Source organism: Wenyingzhuangia sp. IMCC45574, from assembly GCF_054182685.1.
In genome coordinates, this window is record NZ_CM135169.1 from 3,379,347 (window position 1) to 3,397,614 (window position 18,268).

An 18,268-nucleotide genomic window follows, 5' to 3' on the forward strand; every position below is an offset into this window, starting at 1 on the left:
AGTTAAATTTTAAGACTCAAAAATAATTATTTGGTCTTAATTACGACCGTTTTTGCGTTTAAGAAACTCTTAAATCCTTCTTCGCCTAACTCTTTTCCATATCCCGAGTTTTTTACTCCTCCAAAGGGAAGTTTAGGATCTGAAACTACCACCGAATTGATGGCTACATGTCCTGCCTGAATTAGAGAAGCCATGGTTGTTGCTTTTTCTATGTCTTTAGACCAAACTGCTGCTCCAAGGCCATAGTCGGTATTGTTAATTTGGTCTATCAGTGTGTTTTCTTCCTCGTAAGGAATTAAACATAAAACAGGTCCAAACACCTCTTCTTGTAAAACAGGGTTTTCTGGATTTACTACAAGTAGTGTAGGGGGGTAAAAAGGTGCAGCTATTTTTCCGCCAACTATTAATTTAGCACCGTTTGTAACAAAATCTTCTACTTGTTGTTGCAGTATAGGTAAAAATTCATCTTTAGCTATGGGACCAATATTTGTTGTTTTGTCTAGCGGGTTTCCAAGTACTAGTTCGTTTATTTTTTTTGTTAAAATTGTTACAGCTGCGTTTATATCATCCCTAGGAATAAAAATTCTTTTAGCAGCTATACATACTTGTCCTCCATTTTTTAATCTAGAGGTAAAAGCGTTGTTCAGTGCATCTTTTAGATCGGCATCCTTAAGAATGGCAAATGCATCTGTACCGCCTAGCTCTAAAATAGATTTTTTTAAATACTTACCCGCCAAAGCAGCAACAGAACTTCCTGCTCTTGTGCTACCAGTAACGCAAACTCCTTGTGTTGCTTTGTGGGCAATAACAGATTCTACTTGTGGAATATCTATAGTTAAATTTGTGAACACGTTTTTTGGAAAACCAGCATCTAAAAATAGTTGTTCTATGGCTTTAGCACACCCAAAAACATTAGGAGCATGTTTTAAAATACAAACATTACCCGCCAACATATTAGGAATTGCATAACGAAAAACCTGCCAAAAAGGAAAATTCCATGGCATAATACCAAAAACAGCTCCAGAAGGATGGTAAGAAATATAGGTGGAGTCTGTTTGTTTTTTAGGTGCTAAAAATGTTGGTGCATTCAATACAAAATAATCTACCAAGGTTGCGCTTTTTTCTATTTCTGCCAATGCCTCTAAAAGAGGTTTTCCCATTTCGTTAGAGATTAAGAGTGCCAAACGCTCCTTTTTTTCCAACAGTAGGCTCTTAAAAATCTTAAAGAGTTTAATTCTATCCTCTAAAGGAGAAACAGACCAAGAAGTAAAAGTATCTGCAACTAAATTTAATTCAGCAGCTAGTTCTTTTTCGCTTAAAAAAGAAAAGTTCTCAAGTGCTTCTTGAGTGTATGGATTTTTGCTAACAATCATGTATCTTGTACAAAGTTTGGAATGCAAACTTACAAAATGACTTGAAATAATAATTTGAAAGTTTTAAGTAATGAATATTGAAGCGTTAAGAGACTATTGTTTACAGAAAAAACATGTAACAGAAAGTTTTCCTTTTGATGAATCTACATTGGTTTTTAAGGTTGTAGATAAAATGTTTGCACTAACTAGTTTAGAGCGTTTGCCTCATGCTGTAAATTTAAAATGCAATCCAGAGTTGTCAATAGAATTAAGAGAGAATTACAATGCCGTAACAGCAGGTTACCATATGAGTAAAAAACATTGGAATACTATAACGTTAGCATCTGATATGGATGCAGTGGAGCTTACAAAGTGGGTAGACCATTCGTATGATTTAGTAGTAAGTGGTTTTTCTAAAAAAAAGCAGTTGGAGTTGGGCTTTACGAAATAGTTAAATAACAGATGTTTAGGAGCAAAGAGTATATTTTAAATATCTTTGCATTCTGTTTTAAAAGATTAGGAAGATGTTTTGGTATCATGAAGAATTAAATAGGCTAGAAGAAGAAAAAAAAGAGGTGGGTTATACTCCAGAAATGGTTTTTTACGGTAGTTCATCTTTTAGATTATGGGACGATTTACCAGAATTGTTTAAAGAATATAAACCTATTAACTTAGGATTTGGAGGATCTACATTAGCTGCATGTTCGTGGTTTTACAAGAAAAACTTTGAAGGATTAAATCCCAAGTCGGTAGTTATATATGCTGGAGATAATGATTTAGGAGATAAAAGACACCCAGAAGAGGTGGTCTTATTTTTTAAAACTTTGTTAACACAAATTAGAGAAGATTACGGGAATATTCCTGTTAGTTTTATTTCTATTAAACCGAGTCCTGCAAGATGGGATTTAGCGGGAAGTATTCATTACACAAACGGTAATATAAAAAAGTTAACCAAGTACGATGAAAATTTTTACTACGTTGATATTTATGAAGCAAGTTTAGATGAAGCTGGGCAGCCTAATGAATCTTATTACGGAGAGGATAGGTTGCACTTAAGTAAATTAGGATATAGAGTTTGGTATGATATCATCTCCAAACATTTAAAGAAGATACATAAGTTACAACACACGTAAATTTAAATGAAGCTATGAAAAGAGAATACCATAAGTGGTATAGTACGGTTTTGGAAAGGGATATGGAACTATTAGTATTTGGGCATGCTGGAGCCAAGGTTCTTTTTTTTCCTCCTAGAATGGGACGTTTTTATGATTATGAAAACTGGAGAGTAATTAAATCTTTAGAAGATAAAATAGAAGCAGGATATATTCAGGTGTACTGTTTAGACAGTATAGATACCGAGACTTTTTATAACAATTGGGCAGATCCAGCTCATAGAATTTACAGGCATTGTTTGTATGAAAAATATATTTTAGAAGAGGTTTTTCCTGTAATGGAAGAATTAAACGATGATCCTAATATTATTTCTGCAGGTTGTAGTTTGGGAGCGTATCATGCAGTAAACATTGCAATGAGGCACCCCACTAAATTTTGTAAAGTAGTAGGGATGAGTGGTCGTTATGATTTGACTTTTTCTAAAGAGTACTTTAACGATTTAATGGCAGGACATCGTGACGAGAATGTCTATTTTAACATGCCTACTCAATACCTAAAAAATGTAGATGATCCTGTTTATATAGAGCAAATCAATAAAATGGACATTGTCTTGGTCATTGGTAAAGAAGATTTGTTTTTAGAAAACAACTATCAGCTAAAAACCATTTTAGACGAAAAAGGAATCTCATATCAATTCTACGAGTGGGACGAAGAAGCTCATAAAGCCTACTACTGGAGGAGAATGGTGAAATTATATATTTAATTAGCCACTTTTATTGTGGGTTGATGAATAATCTTAAAATTACAGGATCTAGCAATAAAGCAGTATTCGTTTGCTTTGGAAAATAGATCCTGTATTTTTTTTATTTCTTCTGATGAGTTTACAACAATCTCTGGTTGTAGCATCACTTCTTTAAATTGACCACTCCCGTTGGGGTTTATCTCTAACATTCCTGTAGGCTGGTCTTTGTAACTTTTAATACTAATTTTTTCTTTACCACAGAGGTAAAAGAAAGACATCATATGACAAGAGGACAATGCAGCTAGTAGTATTTCTTCTGGATTGTAAAGCTCTGCGTTTCCGTGAAAAGTAGCATCTGCAGAACCTGTAATAGAAGGTTTGTTTTTAAAATGTAATTCGTAGGTTTTGTTGTATCTATATCTTTTTTCAATATTTATACCTCCCAACCATGTTAAACCAATTTGGTAAGAATAACTATGCTTCATTCTCTAAGTATAAGTCTGTAAAATGTTGATAGAAATAAGGGATGGTTTCAATTCCTTTTAAGAAATTAAATACACCAAAATGTTCGTTAGGCGAGTGGATGGCATCGCTATTTAATCCAAAGCCCATTAAAATAGTATTGCTGTTAAAGACTTCTTTAAATAATGCTACAATTGGAATACTACCGCCAGAGGGTTGAGGTACTGGAGCTTTATCAAAAGTTTGCGAATAAGCTTTATAAGCTGCTTTGTAGCCAATACTGTCCAACGGAGTCATATAAGCATTTCCTCCATGGTGCGGTGTTACTTTAACTTTTACCGATTTTGGAGCAAGGCTTAAAAAGTAATCTGTAAAAAGCTGTGTAATCTCGTCAGGGTCTTGATTGGCAACCAAACGCATAGATATTTTAGCAAAAGCTTTAGAGGGTAATACTGTTTTGGCTCCTTGTCCTATATAACCTCCCCAAATTCCATTTACATCCAGTGTAGGTCTCACAGAGCTTCTTTCGTTGGTAGAGTATCCCTCTTCTCCGTATTCTTCTTCTATTTCTAGCGCTTTATTGTATTTTGTCTGATCAAATGGAGCTTTGGCCATTTCTGCTCTGTCCTCATCGGGCAAGTCAACAACCTTATCATAAAAACCCGGAATGGTGATACGGTTGTTTTCATCCTGCAGTTTTGCAATCATCTGACTTAAAATATTAATAGGATTGGCAACTGCACCACCAAAGAATCCTGAGTGTAAATCTCTATTAGGTCCTGTAACTTCTACTTCTACATAACTTAAGCCACGTAGTCCAGTAGTAATAGAGGGCTGTGTATTGGAAATCATTCCTGTATCAGAAATTAGAATCACATCATTGCTAAAAAGTTCTGTATGTTCTTTTATAACGGCTTCTAAACTAGGAGAACCAACTTCTTCTTCTCCTTCTATCATAAATTTTACATTACAAGGTAGTTGGTTGGTAGCTATTAAATATTCAATTGCCTTTACATGCATAAAGAACTGTCCTTTATCATCGCAAGCACCACGCGCAAAAATAGCTCCGTCTGGATGAATGTCTGTTTTTTTAATTGTGGGTTCAAAAGGTTCAGAATCCCATAATTCTATAGGGTCGGCAGGTTGTACGTCGTAATGACCATATACTAAAACTGTAGGTAGGTTGGTATCAATAAGTTTATCGGCATATACAACGGGGTTTCCTTTTGTTTTAATTTCTTGTACATTGTTACAACCAATTTTTTTTAAAGTATTTGCCACAGCATTCGCTGTCTGTAAAATTTGTGGATTAAAACTAGAATCAGCGCTAATAGACGGAATTTTAAGTAGTTGGAAAAGTTCATCTATAAATCTTTGCTGATGATTTTGTATATATGTGGTAAGGTTTTTCATACGTTGATTAAATGTATGACTAAAATATAATTTTTCTCTTTGGAAATTGTAAGTATTGTTTATATTTGCACTCGTTAAATTATTAACAAGCGGGCGTGGTGGAATTGGTAGACACGCTAGATTTAGGATCTAGTGCCGCGAGGTGTGAGAGTTCGAGTCTCTCCGCCCGTACTATAAAACTTCAGTGAGAACTGGAGTTTTTTTGTTTTAAAGTGGAGAGGCGAGAAGTTTATGCAGAGCATAGTCGAAGTAAGTCTCTCCGCCCGTACTATAAAACTTCAGTGAAAACTGGAGTTTTTTTGTTTTATAAAGTTTCTTCTTAAGAAACTTAGTAGTTCACCTTTTGTCGGTATTGTGTTTTTTAAGCCTATTTGTATGATAGCTATTTATTTGTTTTAAGTCGGATTTGTGTTTTTATTGGTTTGATTTGTTAAGTGTTGTTGAATTGTCAAATTATAACTTTGGAGTATAAAGAAATAGTGGGCCTAACTGGTTTAATTTAAAGTGTTCCTATTTGTCCAATTTTATAATAACAAACAAGTAGTCAAAATAAAGGTATGATACGTATAAAAAAGGTGAATTCTCTTATTTACATAATCATTTTATGTGTAAGTAGTCAGTTGGTAAATGCCCAAAAAAAATTTAAACCCACTTGGGAGTCTTTAAAGAAGTATGAAATTCCAGAATGGTTTAAAGATGCCAAGTTTGGAATTTTTATTCACTGGGGACCAACCACGGTACCTGCTCATGGTCCTGCAGAATGGTATGGTTTTCAAATGTGGAACGAAGGTGTTGTAGATGCATTGGGAAATCCAGAAAAGAAACCTTCTAGTTCCTATACATACCATGTGGAAAATTTTGGAAAGCCAGAGGATTTTGGGTACACCAAGTTTATTCCAATGTTTAAAGCAGAAAAATTTAATGCAAAAGAATGGGTGGACTTGTTTCAGGAAGCTGGAGCTAAATACATTGTACCTGTGGGGGAACATTGCGATGGTTTTGCGATGTATAACTCAAAAATTACCAGATGGAATTCTGTTAACATGGGGCCTAAGAAGGATATTGTGGGAGAAATATTTAAGGAAGCCCGATCTAGAGATATGAAGGTAGGAGTATCTTCTCATTTTGCGTATGGTTGGCATTGGTGGACTTATAAAGATAAGTTTGAAACGACTGATCCTAAGTTAAAAGATTTTTACTGGGACAAGCATAAAAGATGGGAGCCAGCATCTAAGTCATATATAAAACATTTTTACAAACGTACTTCAGATTTAATGAGTCAATATAAACCAGATTTATTGTGGTTTGATTTAGGTTTTAGCGAACCAGCATATGAAGAAACTCGAAAGAAAATATTTGCAAATTATTACAATCAAGGGTTGAAGAATAACCAAGAGGTAGTTTTAAACTATAAAAATATTAGATACCGTGGAGCACCTGATGGAACAGCAGTTTTAGATGTAGAAAGCGGAAAACTAGATAGGATAAGAGAGAAAGTTTGGCAAACCGATATGTCTTTAGGGGGGTATAGATGGGGCTATACCAATAACTATGTAATGAGAGAAGCTGGAGCATATATAAATGACCTAATAGATGTAGTTAGTAAAAATGGATGTTTGTTATTGAATGTTGCTCCTAATAAACACGGAGTAATTCCAGCACCGCAACAAGTTATTTTAAAGGAAATAGGAGCTTGGTTAAAAATAAATGGAGAAGGAATATATAGTAGTAGACCTTTTGAGGTATTTGGGCAAGGACCTACCAATGCTGCTATGAAATTACACGGAAACTCACATGAGTCTGGTTTTACACCAAATGATTTTAGATACACTAAAAATAACCAAACGGTGTATGCTTTTTGGTTACAACCAGATGATAGAAAGGTAATCGTGTTAGATGCATTAGGAGCAGAGGATAGAGTAATTAATGATGAAATAGTAGAGGTTAGCTTGTTGGGTTCTACAGAAAGTATAAAATGGATTCAACAGAAAAATGAATTGGTGATTGAAGTACCTAAAGGAGTGAAGCTAAAAAATGCTTTGTGTTTTAAAATTCAATTAAAGGACAAGCCAAGCGATATTTTAGGAGGAAAGAATACCAGAAAAGATTTTTAATAGATTTTATAAAACCAACAAAAAACGCTTCATAATTAGTGAAGCGTTTTTTGTTGGTGAAAGACTAATATCTAGGATATCTGTCTTCTTCTAGATTGACTCTTTTTCGGTTTTTTAACCTGATTTTTTCAGTTTCGATGTCAAGTACTTTATCTATTTCTTTTGTTTCATCTAAAGTTTGGTTGGTTTTTTTGTGGTATGATTTAACACCAATAGTCGCTTCTTTTTTAAACGCAATGTAACTTAGTTTCCAGTCTTTATTGTACGATTTGGAGTTGGGATGAGGTTTAGATTTATAAAAGTAAACTTCATAAGGCGTTTTTGCCAACTTAAAATCTCTAGTACCTATAAAAGCGATGGAGTCTTTTAGACCGTTGTTTTTGTTGCTTTTAAATAAATAAGATTTATAGACTTCTTCTTTTGTTTTGTATTCTTTAGGGAAGATGTCTGTTTTATTGATTTTGTTTAACTTTTTAAACAATACCCCTCTACTACCTGTAGATGCTAACAGCGATTTGAAGAACTTTTTTTCTAGTTTTTTATCTTCTTTAAGTCTTAGGGCTACATAGGTGCTTTTAACATAGTAATTGTCTGTATAATCTAGTCTGGTAAAGAATTCTTTAACATTTTTTTCTTTTCTATACGGGAAAAGAATTTTTACAAAATTATTTAATTCATCATTTTCAGAATAGTAGGTAGAACTGCTGTATCCATGGTTAGAAGATTTGGCGGTAATTTTTTTACTAATTTGTCGCTTCAATTCTATTTTGGCATCTGTAATAATTTGATCTTTATAAGCTTTGTATGTAGCAGGATCTATTATTTCTTTTTCTACCAATTTTGCTAAAAGTTGGTAAATAGGATCTTTGTATTCCGAAATTGTACTATAGGTTAACACCTCTGGGTATAAGTTTTTGGCAACCTGTAGAGAATCTCCAAGTTTACTAAATAAAGAACTAATATTATATTCTGAAGATGTTAACGGAATATCTGTTTTAAATAGCTTTAACAACCTTTTGTAGGTTTCTTGGTTTGATTGATTTGCCAATGCACTTGCAATTGCAAATTGATTGTTAGGGTTGTCAAAAGAACTTTTGTAGGTTTTTTCTAAGAAATTTTGAACTTTCTTATTCTTAAATTTTGCTATTTTCTGTATAAGACTCTTTTTAATATTTAATTGATTGTCTGCAAACTCATACTCTTTTAAAAGCTTTAATAGTTTATTGGTCTGACTTTCGTTAAAATCTATTAAATAAGAGGAGTTTAAAACAATACTATCTTTATTTTTTAAGGCTGTAATAAATAGGTCTGTCTTATCTTTAAATAAAGGTTTTCCTATAATGGTGTCTTTAGGAGTAAAAGATGTAAAAAACTGTGTAACAAACTCACTTTCCTTATGTAGTGTGTCTGTAAGTGTTTCTAAAGTATAAATTACATGATTAGAAACCAAGTGGCTCACTTTTATAGCTTTGCTACTAAGCGAATCCTTTAGTAAATAATTATAGTAGTATCCGTTTTTGTTTTTACCCTTTACCTTATTGTCAATTATAAAGTTTTTAGAACTGCTATCGTAGTAATTGTTATAAAGGTGTTTAGATATAGGGTTTGGAGAGTAACTTATATCGGTCCATAGAGAATCAATGTTTTTGTAAGAAACTAAATCGTGTTTTTTTTCTAGTGTTACAAAAACAGATTCGTTCGCTCTACTGGTATAAGTGGCACTTTTTGTAAAAGATTCGTAGTCTTTCTTTTTATTGTTTCCGTAGTGGTTGTAGGTTTTTTTAAACTTAGGCTTAACGGTAGATTTTACAGTAAAAAATAACGAAGTATCTTTTTTAATCTCAAATTTTTCTTCGGGATAAGCAAAATCAGTTAGCTTAAAAGATGAGAAAAATGCATTGTTTGGTTTGTCTGTATTAGACAAACAACCTAGTAAATAATAATGACCTGCATTTATGTATGTTTTTAAATGCAAGTATTTGTTTAAAGAGGTATTTAATTTAGAGGTACTGGTGTAGCTTTTTTCTTTTTGAGAAAAAGTGAACTCATTTTCGTTAAATTCAAATTTATGGTTTTTGTAAAAACGTTCTTGAATTCTTTTTAATTCAAAATTATCTTCTTCTATGTAGTTTACATCGTTTAAAGTCACTTCTTTTACAAAATAATAGTTGTCATTGGTATCAATTGCTTGTAAAAGTCTATTTCCAGTATTCGATGAGTTGGTAAATGAATGGTACGAAGGTACATCTACTTTAAAACCTCCATAAGTAGGTGTTACTGTTTTAAATTTAGAAGTTGTGTTGTTAAACTTAAGAGAGTTAAAAAATTGTGTTCCATGATTTTTAACATACTCTTTTTTACCAGCCATTTTAAAAATTAATATTTCTAAAGGGGTAAAGAAAATCTGGTATTGTTGGTAATCTCCAGATTTGGTTTTGTTTACAATGTTTAAGCCTTTAATCCCATCTTTTTCGATGTCTGTTTTTGATATTATTTCTCCAGGTATAGATTCTGTTAACAGTCTATTGGTTTTTATATCGTCTAGTTTGTTTTTGTACAAACCAGAAAAAGTACTAATTCTGGTAACAATTACATAGGAACCATTTACCAAATCGGGACACAAAGAAATGGTATTGTTTAGGAAGTCAATTTCGTAAAGTTTGTTTGGAAATTTTCCTGTAAAAAATCCATCAAGGCTAGTTTGTTCCGTAAATTTAGTGTCTATTATTTTGGTGTCTATTTTTTCTTTTAGCTGCTTGCTTTTTAAAGTTTCTTTAGATATTAAGGCAGTTACTTTGTATCCTTTGTCTCTTAGGAGTTGAAGCACTCCTTTTTCTCCTGCTAAATGTGCAGCTCCAATGGCAGAGAATAAACTTCCTTTTTTTGCAATTTTATCAATGTTATCAGCCATTTCTTCATTACGCTTGTAAAGCATATTGTCCATGTAAGATTCGCTGTTAAAGCCTTTGTTTAAAGAGTCTAAAAAAGAAATATTTCGGTCTCTATAAGCGTTGTTCATTAGTTGGTAGTAGTTCTGTTTTTTTAGAAGCTTTTGCAACCACAGATCTTTCTTTTTCTTAGAGCTACTAGATGTTGCTTTTTTTACCAAGTAAGAAGAACGCTCAAAATCTTCTAAACTGTAAATGGGTTTGTTCCATTTTTTACCAGACTGATATATGAACATGTCTAAAAAAGTATCTTCCTGAAAGTTTAAAGCCATTGGGCTTGTTCTATACAAGACTCCATTTAAAATCATGTTTTCTCTAGAAAGAAAGAACATTAATTGCTCTTGTTTGTACTTTTCTAATTTAAAAGGATTGTTGTAGAAGTTAGAGTTGGAAGAGCTTAAGAAGCTTTTTAACTCGTTGTTTAATTCATTCTCTTTGTATAAGAAATCGAGCCAATAGGTTGGGTCTGTTTCTAAAGCAACAAAATCAGATTCCATTAACGATTCAAAAAAAACATCGTCTAAGTGGAATGCTATTTTTTCACTAACATGCATTGTCCCATATAGGTAGGAGTCTTTTTGTAAACCGTTTCCAGAAATTTTCCAGAGGAGGCTGTTTTTTTCTTGAGCTTGTAAAATTAGTGTAACAAAACAGGTAAGAATAAAAAGTGTTCTTTTCATCAAAATAATATCTTTTACTTAACAATAGGGTGTTACTCAAAAGTATTAAAAGAGTTTTTATATAAACAATAAAAAAGAAAAAAGGTTTCATATATGAAACCTTTTTTCTTTTTCTGTGTAGCAAATTTTACAATTGTTCTTTCACTTTTTTAAAAATGAATCCTATTTCTCCGGCTATTAACATTGAGCTGTTAATATAAGTTTCTTTTTGATCTGATGCTCCATCGCTAGTTTTTGGATCTGCATATGGTAAATGAAAACGTTCTTCTGCATCTATAATTACAGGGCAGTTTTTGTCTGCATGATCGCATGTAGTAATTGCAATAAAAGGAGATTGGTTTATTTCGTTTTCTATCAATTTAGAAAAACCGAGTACTTCTTTTGTGGCTCCTTTATAGTTAATAATATACTTAGGGTTTTTATGGCTAAATTCTTCTAAACTGAATTTAAAACCACAATGTTCTAAGGCTTTTATTGTGTTTCCGTGAAACGCTGTAACTGCAGTACCGCTAGAAAAACTATTTCCAGTATCAATGCCAAAATATTCCATTGCATAATAAGCCCAAATTTGTGAAAACTGACTTCTTCTGGAATTATGGGTACAAATAAAATTGATATTTACATTGCCTTTTTCTTTGATTGTGTCGGCTATTTTATTTGCAATTTTTTCTAACAAGATTTCTCTATTATTAGCTAAATTTGTGTTCTTAATAGCTTTTTCAAATATATCTTTTACGTAGTTTTTTTGAATGGTTGTCATCAGCGCATACTCTTTCTTATTAAGAAACAAATATATAGAGTGATAGATAATCAAATGTTAATATATAATTAAGTAAAAATGAAACTTAAAATAGGCGATAACGTATTGATCAAGGATAGTGTAGGTAAGGGGAGTGTTGTTAAAATAGTACAAGACAAAGTTTTTGTGCTAGATGAACATGGTTTTGAAATTCCTTACCAGCAAGACCAGTTAATCTTAATAGAGATTGAGCAGTCTGAACTTAGCAAGTATTCTGATATAAATAACAAGATGCTTCGCCAGAAAGAGCATTTGGTTGAATCTCCTAAAAGAAGTTCAAAAAAATCAAAACAAGAAAAATACGGGGTTGTAATGGAGGTAGATTTACATATAGAAAAACTGGTAAAGTCTATTTCGGGCATGCAAAACGCAGATATTTTAAACAAACAATTAGATACTGCAAAGCACAAGGTTGAGTTTGCTATTAAAAATAGAATTCCTAAAATAGTATTTATTCATGGGGTTGGAGAAGGCGTTTTAAGGGAAGAGTTGTATAGAATGTTTAATAGATATTCGCTTAGATATGAAGATGCATCTTATCAAAAATATGGATTGGGAGCTACAGAGGTTTCGTTTTAAATAAAAAAGAGCTTACTATTAATAGTAAGCTCTTCTTATTTGGGTAAGTATGTTATTAACTAGCTTAATTTTAACTCAGTAATAACATCTTGTATTTTTTGATCTAGTTTAGCTTCAGCCTCTACAGCCTCGTCTATACTGTTTAATTCTCCTTTAACACCAAAGTAGAACTTAATTTTTGGTTCTGTACCACTAGGTCTTACACAAACTTTAGTTCCGTCTTCTGTATGGTAAATTAATACATTAGATTTAGGCATGTCAATTGCAGTTTCTTCACCGGTAAGAACGTTTTTCTTTATAGAAGATTGGTAATCGCAAATGTATGCAACTTTAGAACCTACAATTTCTTTCATTGGGTTCTCTCTAAAATCAACTAACATTTGTTGAATTTGAGCAGCTCCATCCATCCCTTTCTTAGTGATAGAGATTAAAGATTCTTTGTAGAATCCGTGTTTAGCGTAAATGTCTAATAATTTTTTGTACAAAGTAGTTCCTTCTGCTTTTGCATGGGCAACCATTTCACAAGCTAATAAACAAGAAGTAACAGCATCTTTATCACGTACAAAGTCACCAATCATATAACCGTAACTTTCTTCACCACCTCCAATAAATTCTTTGGTAGGGAAGTCTGCAATAGATTTTCCAATCCATTTAAAACCAGTTAAAGTAATAACCGTTTCTAAACCATAGTAGTCTGCCAATGTTTTTAACATTTCTGTAGATACAATAGTTGTAGCTATAAATTGGTTGTCTTTTAGTCCTCCGTTTTTCTTCTTTTGTTGAATTAAGAAGTCGGTCATTAAAATCATGGTTTGGTTACCATTCAACAACTTCATGTTTCCGTCTAAATCTCTTACAGCAATACCTAAACGGTCACTGTCAGGATCTGTTCCCATTAAAATATCAGCTCCAATTTCGTTAGCCATGTTGGTAGCCATTTCTAAAGCTTCTGTTTCTTCTGGGTTTGGAGACTTAACTGTAGGGAAGTTTCCGTTTGGTTCTTCTTGTTCTTTAACAATGTTAACATCGCTAAATCCTGCTTTTTTTAATACAGCTGGTACAGACATTACAGAAGTTCCGTGTAAAGGAGTAAAGACAATTTTTACATCTTTACGGTCTTTAGTTCCATCTACAAATGCTCCGTGTTTAACAGAAGCTGTATGGAAAGCATTGTCTACTTCTTCTCCAATATATGTTAATAAGTCGTCATTTGCTTCAAACTTAATATCTTCAAAGTTTACTTTGTTTACATCGTCAATTACCATTCCATCTGTAGGAGGTGTAATTTGACATCCGTCAGATCCGTATACTTTATAACCATTGTACTCAGGTGGGTTGTGAGAGGCTGTTAATACAATACCTGCATCACATCCTAAGTAACGTACCGCAAAAGATAATTCTGGAGTGGTTCTTAAGTCATCAAATAAGAAAACTTTAATTCCGTTTGCTGTAAATACATCTGCAACTATTTTTGCAAATTCTTTACTATTGTTACGGCAGTCATACGCGATAACTGCTTTTAATTCATCTTTAGTAGTGTTGTTTGCTAATAAAAAATTAGACAAACCTTGAGTAGCTTTACCAATAGTATATTTGTTAATTCTATTAGTACCAGCACCCATTACCCCACGCATTCCTCCGGTTCCAAACTCCATGTTTTTATAGAAACGGTCTGTTAATTCTTCAGGGTTGTTGTCTATTAAATCTTGAATTTCATTTTGAGTTTCAGCGTCAAAAGTTGGTGTCAACCATAGCTTTGATGCTTCAATAATTTCTGGATTTACCATAGTATTAATCGATATAGGTTATTGGTTTTGTTAAAGCGTAAATATATATAATATCAATTTATATTTCTTTTTCTGTATAATATAAATGTGTTATTTTTCTGTTTTTTAAAATCATCTCTCCTATAAACCCTGCAATAAACAACTGTGTTCCAAGTATCATAGAGGTTAATGCAATGTAAAAAAGAGGGGTGTCTGTAATTAATTTTGCTGGTTGGTGGTAATAGAAAACGGTAATCAGTTTTTCAGTTCCTAGATAAAAAGCAACTCCTAAACCAATTAAAAACATAAAAGTTCCTATCAAGCCAAAAAGGTGCATGGGTCTTTTTCCAAATTTAGATAAAAACCATAGTGTAATTAGATCTAAAAAACCATTGGTAAAACGATCGATACCAAATTTGGTAACTCCATGTTTTCTTGCTTGATGCTGTACTGCTTTTTCACCAATTTTTGTGAAACCAACGTTTTTAGCCAATATTGGGATGTAACGGTGCATTTCTCCTGTTACATCTATATTTTTAATGACTTGTTTTTGGTAAGCTTTTAAACCACAGTTAAAATCATTTAATTCTATACCAGATGTTTTTCTGGCAGCCCAGTTAAACAGCTTAGAAGGAATGTTTTTACGGATTTTAGAATCGTAACGTTTCTTTTTCCATCCACTTACAATATGAAAACCTTCTTGCGTAACCATGTTGTACAATCCCGGAATTTCTTCTGGGCTGTCTTGCAAGTCAGCATCCATGGTAATAATAACGTCTCCTTCGGCTTTCTTAAATCCTGCATTTAGTCCTTGCGACTTTCCAAAGTTTTTTAAGAACTTAATACCTTTTACATTGCTGTCTTCTTGTTGTAATTGCCTAATTACCTCCCAAGATTCGTCAGTACTCCCATCGTCAACAAAAACAATTTCGTAACTGTAATTGTTTTGCTTCATTACAGAAACAATCCAACGGTGTAATTCCGGTAAAGACTCAGCCTCGTTTAGTAAAGGTATAACAACGGAAATCTGCATGGAGAATTATTTATTTCTAACAAATATAGCAGTAATTACTGCTGTTAAGAAACCTATAAATAAGTTTACTGCTAAACTAAATAATATGGTACCAGGAATAAAAGCATTGTTTGCTAACTGAATCGCATTTTTTAGATCTTCTTCTTTGTCTATTGTTCCACTTGCAATTAAACGTTCTCTGTTCATTTCTTCGAATTTAGCCAAGGTATCTGGCTCAATATTGTAGATAAATAAAAGAGAGTAAACAATGTAAACAAAGGCAGTTAAGAACCCAATAACAAGCCCCGGTTTTATAACGTGACCAAAACTTTCAAAACTACTGTGTTTGCTTAAATATATAATTGCAAAAACAATTACTGCTACAGGAATTAGAAGGCCTAAAGCAGAAAAAATAGAGGTTTGTTCTCCTAAATAAGGATTATTACCTGTTACTGCATATATGATAAGTTGGTTTAAAACGATTAAAAAACCAGAAATCAATCCGAACTTTAAGACGGGTTTGGTACTAAAAAATGAATTCATTAATAAAAAGATGATATTATTTTGAAGGCAAATATAACCAAATATTGTGCTAAAACACCCTGTTACAATAAGATGAATTGAATGTAAAAAAATGATGTGCTAAATGTTGTGAGAATTCTATTAAGGTTGTACATTTGCAGCCGGCAAGTCCTACACGACTAGCTCCCTTGGAATCCCCCAGGGCGGGAACGCAGCAAGGGTACTTGGTTGTAGCGGTGCGATGTAGGTCGCTTGCCTTTTTTTATTCTTGAAAAATAGAAGTTTATCTATATAAAGTCCATTAGTTTTTAACTAATGGATTTTGTGTTTTTAAGAGAATAAGTGACGGAACTTTTTAGGAAGTTCTTTTTCTACATGTAGTGTTTCTTTGGTGTACGGATGTAGAAACTCTAAAGAAAAAGCATGTAAGTAAAGCCCTTTACCTTTTAATATTTTTCCTTCTATACCATAGGTAGTATCTCCTAGTATAGGAGTGCCTAAGTGTGCACAGTGAATTCTTAACTGATGTGTTCTACCTGTTTTAGGACTAAACTCTACTAAATTTAAAAATTCATATTTTTCAGAAGGTATAGACTGTAAAACTCGGTATTCAGAAATACTTTCTTTTTCATCAATAGGGAAATTTACGGTTCCCTCTAGTGGCATTTTACCTTGTGTAACGGCTAGGTAGTTTTTTTGAATCGTTTTATTTTCAAATAACCTTCCCAACTCTCTAATACTATCTGCGGTTTTACCAATTAACAACAGTCCGCTCGTAGCAAAATCTAATCTGTGTACAGGTTGCGGTTTTACTACATTGGCCTGAGAACTGGGTTTTAAATTAAATTCTAATGCGTTGGTTACTGTTTTGGCTTTGTTTCCGCTAACTAATAAGCCAGCTGGTTTGTATATAACCGCTAAATAATCATCTTCAAAAAGAACATCTAATTTTAAATCTATATTTCTTTTGATAAGATTTTCATCTTCTAATAGTTCTATAAGTTCATCACCAGAAATAAATTGACCAGAAACCCCACGTTTACCATCCACTAGAACTAAGCCTTTTTTAATCGCTTTTTTAATTCCAGCTTTACTTGGGATACTAGCAAAAATACCCACAGCGTAATCGGACAAACGTTGAGGTTGTAAAGTATTTAATGCTTTGTGAGATTCTATGACTTTCATGAATGACGAAACTACTACATTTAGAGCAAATATGTGAACGTAATTTTTTAATTATTACAGGATAGGTTGTATATTTGCGACCTAATTTTCGACAACACAGTCAAATAAACAAGATTATGTCTGATATTACAGTAAAAATTAAAGATAGAGAAGGAGTTGTTCACGAGTTACAAGCCCCTACAGATATGGCTATGAACTTAATGGAACTTTGTAAGGCTTATGAGTTGCCAGTAGAAGGAACTTGTGGAGGTATGGCAATGTGTGCTTCTTGTCAGTGTTATGTATTGTCAGATCATCAATTACCCGAAATGCAAGATGCTGAGGAAGATATGTTAGATCAGGCATTTTATGTAGAGGATAACTCTCGTTTGGGATGTCAAATTCCTATTACAGAGGAGTTAGATGGATTAGAAATTGAATTGGCTCCTGAATCGGAAGTTTAATTTACAGAACAAATAAATTTAGAAGTCCTCCTTAATTGAGTTTAAGGAGGACTTTTTGTATCTTTGCAAGCCTTTAAATTGAGTTTAAAATCAGAAGATTATGGTGAAAATTGGTGATATTGAGTTAGGAGAGTTTCCTTTATTGTTGGCTCCAATGGAAGATGTTAGTGATCCTCCCTTTAGAGCTTTGTGTAAAGAACAAGGTGCAGACGTTGTGTATACAGAGTTTATTTCTTCTGAAGGACTGATTAGAGATGCAGCCAAAAGTGTTAAGAAACTAGATATTTACGAAAAAGAACGTCCTGTTGGAATTCAGATTTTTGGTGCCAACTTGGAGTCTATGTTGCGTACTGTAGAAATTGTAGAAGCTTCTAAGCCAGATATTATTGATATTAATTTTGGGTGTCCTGTAAAGAAAGTAGTAAGCCGTGGAGCTGGTGCTGGAATTTTAAAGGATGTAGATTTAATGGTAAAGTTAACCGATGCCATGGTGAAACATACCAGCTTACCTGTTACGGTAAAAACTCGTTTAGGATGGGACGAAAGTTCTATAATGATAGAAGAAGTAGCAGAGCGTTTGCAAGATGTAGGTTGTGCTGCAATCTCTATTCATGGTAGAACGCGTGCGCAAATGTATAAAGGAGATGCAGACTGGACTCGTATTTCTGCGGTTAAAAACAACCCAAGAATGCACATTCCTGTATTTGGGAACGGAGATGTAAATACTCCAGAACGTGCAGTAGAAATGCGCGATGATTATGGGTTAGATGGTTGTATGATTGGTCGTGCGAGTATTGGAAATCCTTGGTTTTTTAAAGAGGTAAAACACTTTATTGCTACTGGAGAACATTTGCCTTCTGCTTCTGTTGCAGATAGGGTAGAGGTGGCTCGTAGACATTTACAAATGGAGATTGATTGGAAAGGAAGCGAACGTCAGGCAGTAATGGAAACCCGTCGTCACTATGCAAACTACTTTAAGGGAATTCGTGATGTAAAAGAATATAGAAATCGTTTGGTAACCGAAGATACTGCTGCAGGTGTTTTTGGAGTGATGGACGAAATCATAGAGCGTTTTGGGAACGTAGAGAATTTTATGCAACGTTAATATAGTATTGAGTAGTTAGTATAGAGTATTAAG

At 33.2% G+C, this 18,268-nt stretch carries 16 protein-coding genes, 1 tRNA gene and 1 other RNA gene; 9 read left to right on the top strand and 9 right to left on the bottom strand.

Annotation, left to right across the window (positions count from 1 at the left end):
- Positions 1–26: 26 nt before the first annotated feature.
- Positions 27–1,373: an aldehyde dehydrogenase family protein gene (locus ACXHHC_RS14395; RefSeq protein ID WP_458227067.1), complete on the bottom strand. Its 1,347-nt coding sequence runs from the start codon at positions 1,371–1,373 to the stop codon at positions 27–29.
- Between the two features lie 70 nt (positions 1,374–1,443).
- Here ACXHHC_RS14395 and ACXHHC_RS14400 point away from each other — a divergent pair, with 70 nt between their 5' ends.
- The 3 genes from ACXHHC_RS14400 to ACXHHC_RS14410 all read left to right on the top strand — a co-directional run bounded on the left by ACXHHC_RS14400 (position 1,444) and on the right by ACXHHC_RS14410 (position 3,228).
- A complete protein-coding gene (locus tag ACXHHC_RS14400) occupies positions 1,444–1,803 on the top strand; it encodes an MmcQ/YjbR family DNA-binding protein (protein WP_458227068.1) in 360 nt (119 codons plus the stop codon).
- A 73-nt stretch (positions 1,804–1,876) separates the two neighbouring features.
- On the top strand, positions 1,877–2,485 hold the full coding sequence (locus ACXHHC_RS14405) for a GDSL-type esterase/lipase family protein (RefSeq protein ID WP_458227069.1): 609 nt from the start codon (positions 1,877–1,879) through the stop codon (positions 2,483–2,485).
- 14 nt (positions 2,486–2,499) lie between these two features.
- Entirely contained in the window at positions 2,500–3,228 is a 729-nt protein-coding gene (locus tag ACXHHC_RS14410) for an esterase family protein (protein WP_458227070.1), read from the top strand.
- On the opposite strand, the gene ACXHHC_RS14415 is transcribed toward ACXHHC_RS14410, so the two are convergent.
- Entirely contained in the window at positions 3,225–3,692 is a 468-nt protein-coding gene (locus tag ACXHHC_RS14415) for an OsmC family protein (protein ID WP_458227071.1), read from the bottom strand. The two genes, ACXHHC_RS14410 and ACXHHC_RS14415, sit on opposite strands and share 4 nt — an antisense overlap.
- Positions 3,682–5,082, bottom strand: coding sequence for a dipeptidase (locus tag ACXHHC_RS14420; RefSeq protein WP_458227072.1), 1,401 nt, complete (start codon positions 5,080–5,082; stop codon positions 3,682–3,684). Before ACXHHC_RS14420 ends, ACXHHC_RS14415 begins: the two co-directional genes overlap by 11 nt.
- An 89-nt stretch (positions 5,083–5,171) precedes the next feature.
- On the opposite strand from ACXHHC_RS14420, the gene ACXHHC_RS14425 reads away from it, so the two are divergent.
- Positions 5,172–5,253 (top strand) — tRNA-Leu (locus ACXHHC_RS14425).
- A 386-nt stretch (positions 5,254–5,639) separates the two neighbouring features.
- A complete protein-coding gene (locus ACXHHC_RS14430; RefSeq protein ID WP_458227073.1) occupies positions 5,640–7,196 on the top strand; it encodes an alpha-L-fucosidase in 1,557 nt (518 codons plus the stop codon).
- A gap of 64 nt (positions 7,197–7,260) precedes the next feature.
- On the opposite strand, the gene ACXHHC_RS14435 is transcribed toward ACXHHC_RS14430, so the two are convergent.
- Entirely contained in the window at positions 7,261–10,824 is a 3,564-nt protein-coding gene (locus tag ACXHHC_RS14435; RefSeq protein WP_458227074.1) for a TraB/GumN family protein, read from the bottom strand.
- 127 nt (positions 10,825–10,951) lie between these two features.
- Complete coding sequence (locus tag ACXHHC_RS14440) at positions 10,952–11,584, bottom strand: hypothetical protein (protein WP_458227075.1); 633 nt, start codon at positions 11,582–11,584, stop codon at positions 10,952–10,954.
- A gap of 78 nt (positions 11,585–11,662) precedes the next feature.
- Between ACXHHC_RS14440 and ACXHHC_RS14445 the strand changes: the two genes are divergently transcribed.
- The gene (locus tag ACXHHC_RS14445) at positions 11,663–12,202 is read left to right on the top strand and encodes a Smr/MutS family protein (protein ID WP_458227076.1); all 540 of its coding nucleotides are present in this window, start codon (positions 11,663–11,665) and stop codon (positions 12,200–12,202) included.
- A gap of 59 nt (positions 12,203–12,261) precedes the next feature.
- Here ACXHHC_RS14445 and ACXHHC_RS14450 read toward each other — a convergent pair whose 3' ends face one another.
- From ACXHHC_RS14450 to ACXHHC_RS14460, 3 genes are read right to left on the bottom strand one after another with little or no spacing between them, the layout of a single operon-like run.
- On the bottom strand, positions 12,262–13,989 hold the full coding sequence (locus tag ACXHHC_RS14450) for a phospho-sugar mutase (RefSeq protein ID WP_458227077.1): 1,728 nt from the start codon (positions 13,987–13,989) through the stop codon (positions 12,262–12,264).
- Positions 13,990–14,047: 58 nt separating this feature from the next.
- Positions 14,048–15,001, bottom strand: a complete 954-nt coding sequence (locus ACXHHC_RS14455; protein WP_458227078.1) for a glycosyltransferase family 2 protein — start codon at positions 14,999–15,001, stop codon at positions 14,048–14,050.
- Between the two features lie 6 nt (positions 15,002–15,007).
- Positions 15,008–15,523 (bottom strand): DUF4199 domain-containing protein, encoded by a 516-nt coding sequence (locus ACXHHC_RS14460; RefSeq protein ID WP_458227079.1) that lies wholly within the window; start codon positions 15,521–15,523, stop codon positions 15,008–15,010.
- Between the two features lie 141 nt (positions 15,524–15,664).
- Between ACXHHC_RS14460 and ffs the strand changes: the two genes are divergently transcribed.
- Positions 15,665–15,763: signal recognition particle sRNA small type (gene ffs, locus ACXHHC_RS14465), an RNA gene on the top strand.
- A gap of 69 nt (positions 15,764–15,832) precedes the next feature.
- Here ffs and ACXHHC_RS14470 read toward each other — a convergent pair.
- Complete coding sequence (locus ACXHHC_RS14470) at positions 15,833–16,687, bottom strand: RluA family pseudouridine synthase (RefSeq protein ID WP_458227080.1); 855 nt, start codon at positions 16,685–16,687, stop codon at positions 15,833–15,835.
- Between the two features lie 116 nt (positions 16,688–16,803).
- Between ACXHHC_RS14470 and ACXHHC_RS14475 the strand changes: the two genes are divergently transcribed.
- Positions 16,804–17,130: a 2Fe-2S iron-sulfur cluster-binding protein gene (locus tag ACXHHC_RS14475; RefSeq protein ID WP_458227081.1), complete on the top strand. Its 327-nt coding sequence runs from the start codon at positions 16,804–16,806 to the stop codon at positions 17,128–17,130.
- A gap of 100 nt (positions 17,131–17,230) precedes the next feature.
- Entirely contained in the window at positions 17,231–18,235 is a 1,005-nt protein-coding gene (gene dusB, locus ACXHHC_RS14480) for a tRNA dihydrouridine synthase DusB (protein WP_458227082.1), read from the top strand.
- Positions 18,236–18,268: the final 33 nt, after the last annotated feature.

Coding starts and splice junctions, on each gene's coding strand:
- ACXHHC_RS14395 (WP_458227067.1), bottom strand. CDS start 1,373: ATGATTGTTAGCAAAAATCCATACACTCAAGAAGCACTTGAGAACTTT.
- ACXHHC_RS14400 (WP_458227068.1), top strand. CDS start 1,444: ATGAATATTGAAGCGTTAAGAGACTATTGTTTACAGAAAAAACATGTA.
- ACXHHC_RS14405 (WP_458227069.1), top strand. CDS start 1,877: ATGTTTTGGTATCATGAAGAATTAAATAGGCTAGAAGAAGAAAAAAAA.
- ACXHHC_RS14410 (WP_458227070.1), top strand. CDS start 2,500: ATGAAAAGAGAATACCATAAGTGGTATAGTACGGTTTTGGAAAGGGAT.
- ACXHHC_RS14415 (WP_458227071.1), bottom strand. CDS start 3,692: ATGAAGCATAGTTATTCTTACCAAATTGGTTTAACATGGTTGGGAGGT.
- ACXHHC_RS14420 (WP_458227072.1), bottom strand. CDS start 5,082: ATGAAAAACCTTACCACATATATACAAAATCATCAGCAAAGATTTATA.
- ACXHHC_RS14430 (WP_458227073.1), top strand. CDS start 5,640: ATGATACGTATAAAAAAGGTGAATTCTCTTATTTACATAATCATTTTA.
- ACXHHC_RS14435 (WP_458227074.1), bottom strand. CDS start 10,824: ATGAAAAGAACACTTTTTATTCTTACCTGTTTTGTTACACTAATTTTA.
- ACXHHC_RS14440 (WP_458227075.1), bottom strand. CDS start 11,584: ATGACAACCATTCAAAAAAACTACGTAAAAGATATATTTGAAAAAGCT.
- ACXHHC_RS14445 (WP_458227076.1), top strand. CDS start 11,663: ATGAAACTTAAAATAGGCGATAACGTATTGATCAAGGATAGTGTAGGT.
- ACXHHC_RS14450 (WP_458227077.1), bottom strand. CDS start 13,989: ATGGTAAATCCAGAAATTATTGAAGCATCAAAGCTATGGTTGACACCA.
- ACXHHC_RS14455 (WP_458227078.1), bottom strand. CDS start 15,001: ATGCAGATTTCCGTTGTTATACCTTTACTAAACGAGGCTGAGTCTTTA.
- ACXHHC_RS14460 (WP_458227079.1), bottom strand. CDS start 15,523: ATGAATTCATTTTTTAGTACCAAACCCGTCTTAAAGTTCGGATTGATT.
- ACXHHC_RS14470 (WP_458227080.1), bottom strand. CDS start 16,687: ATGAAAGTCATAGAATCTCACAAAGCATTAAATACTTTACAACCTCAA.
- ACXHHC_RS14475 (WP_458227081.1), top strand. CDS start 16,804: ATGTCTGATATTACAGTAAAAATTAAAGATAGAGAAGGAGTTGTTCAC.
- dusB (WP_458227082.1), top strand. CDS start 17,231: ATGGTGAAAATTGGTGATATTGAGTTAGGAGAGTTTCCTTTATTGTTG.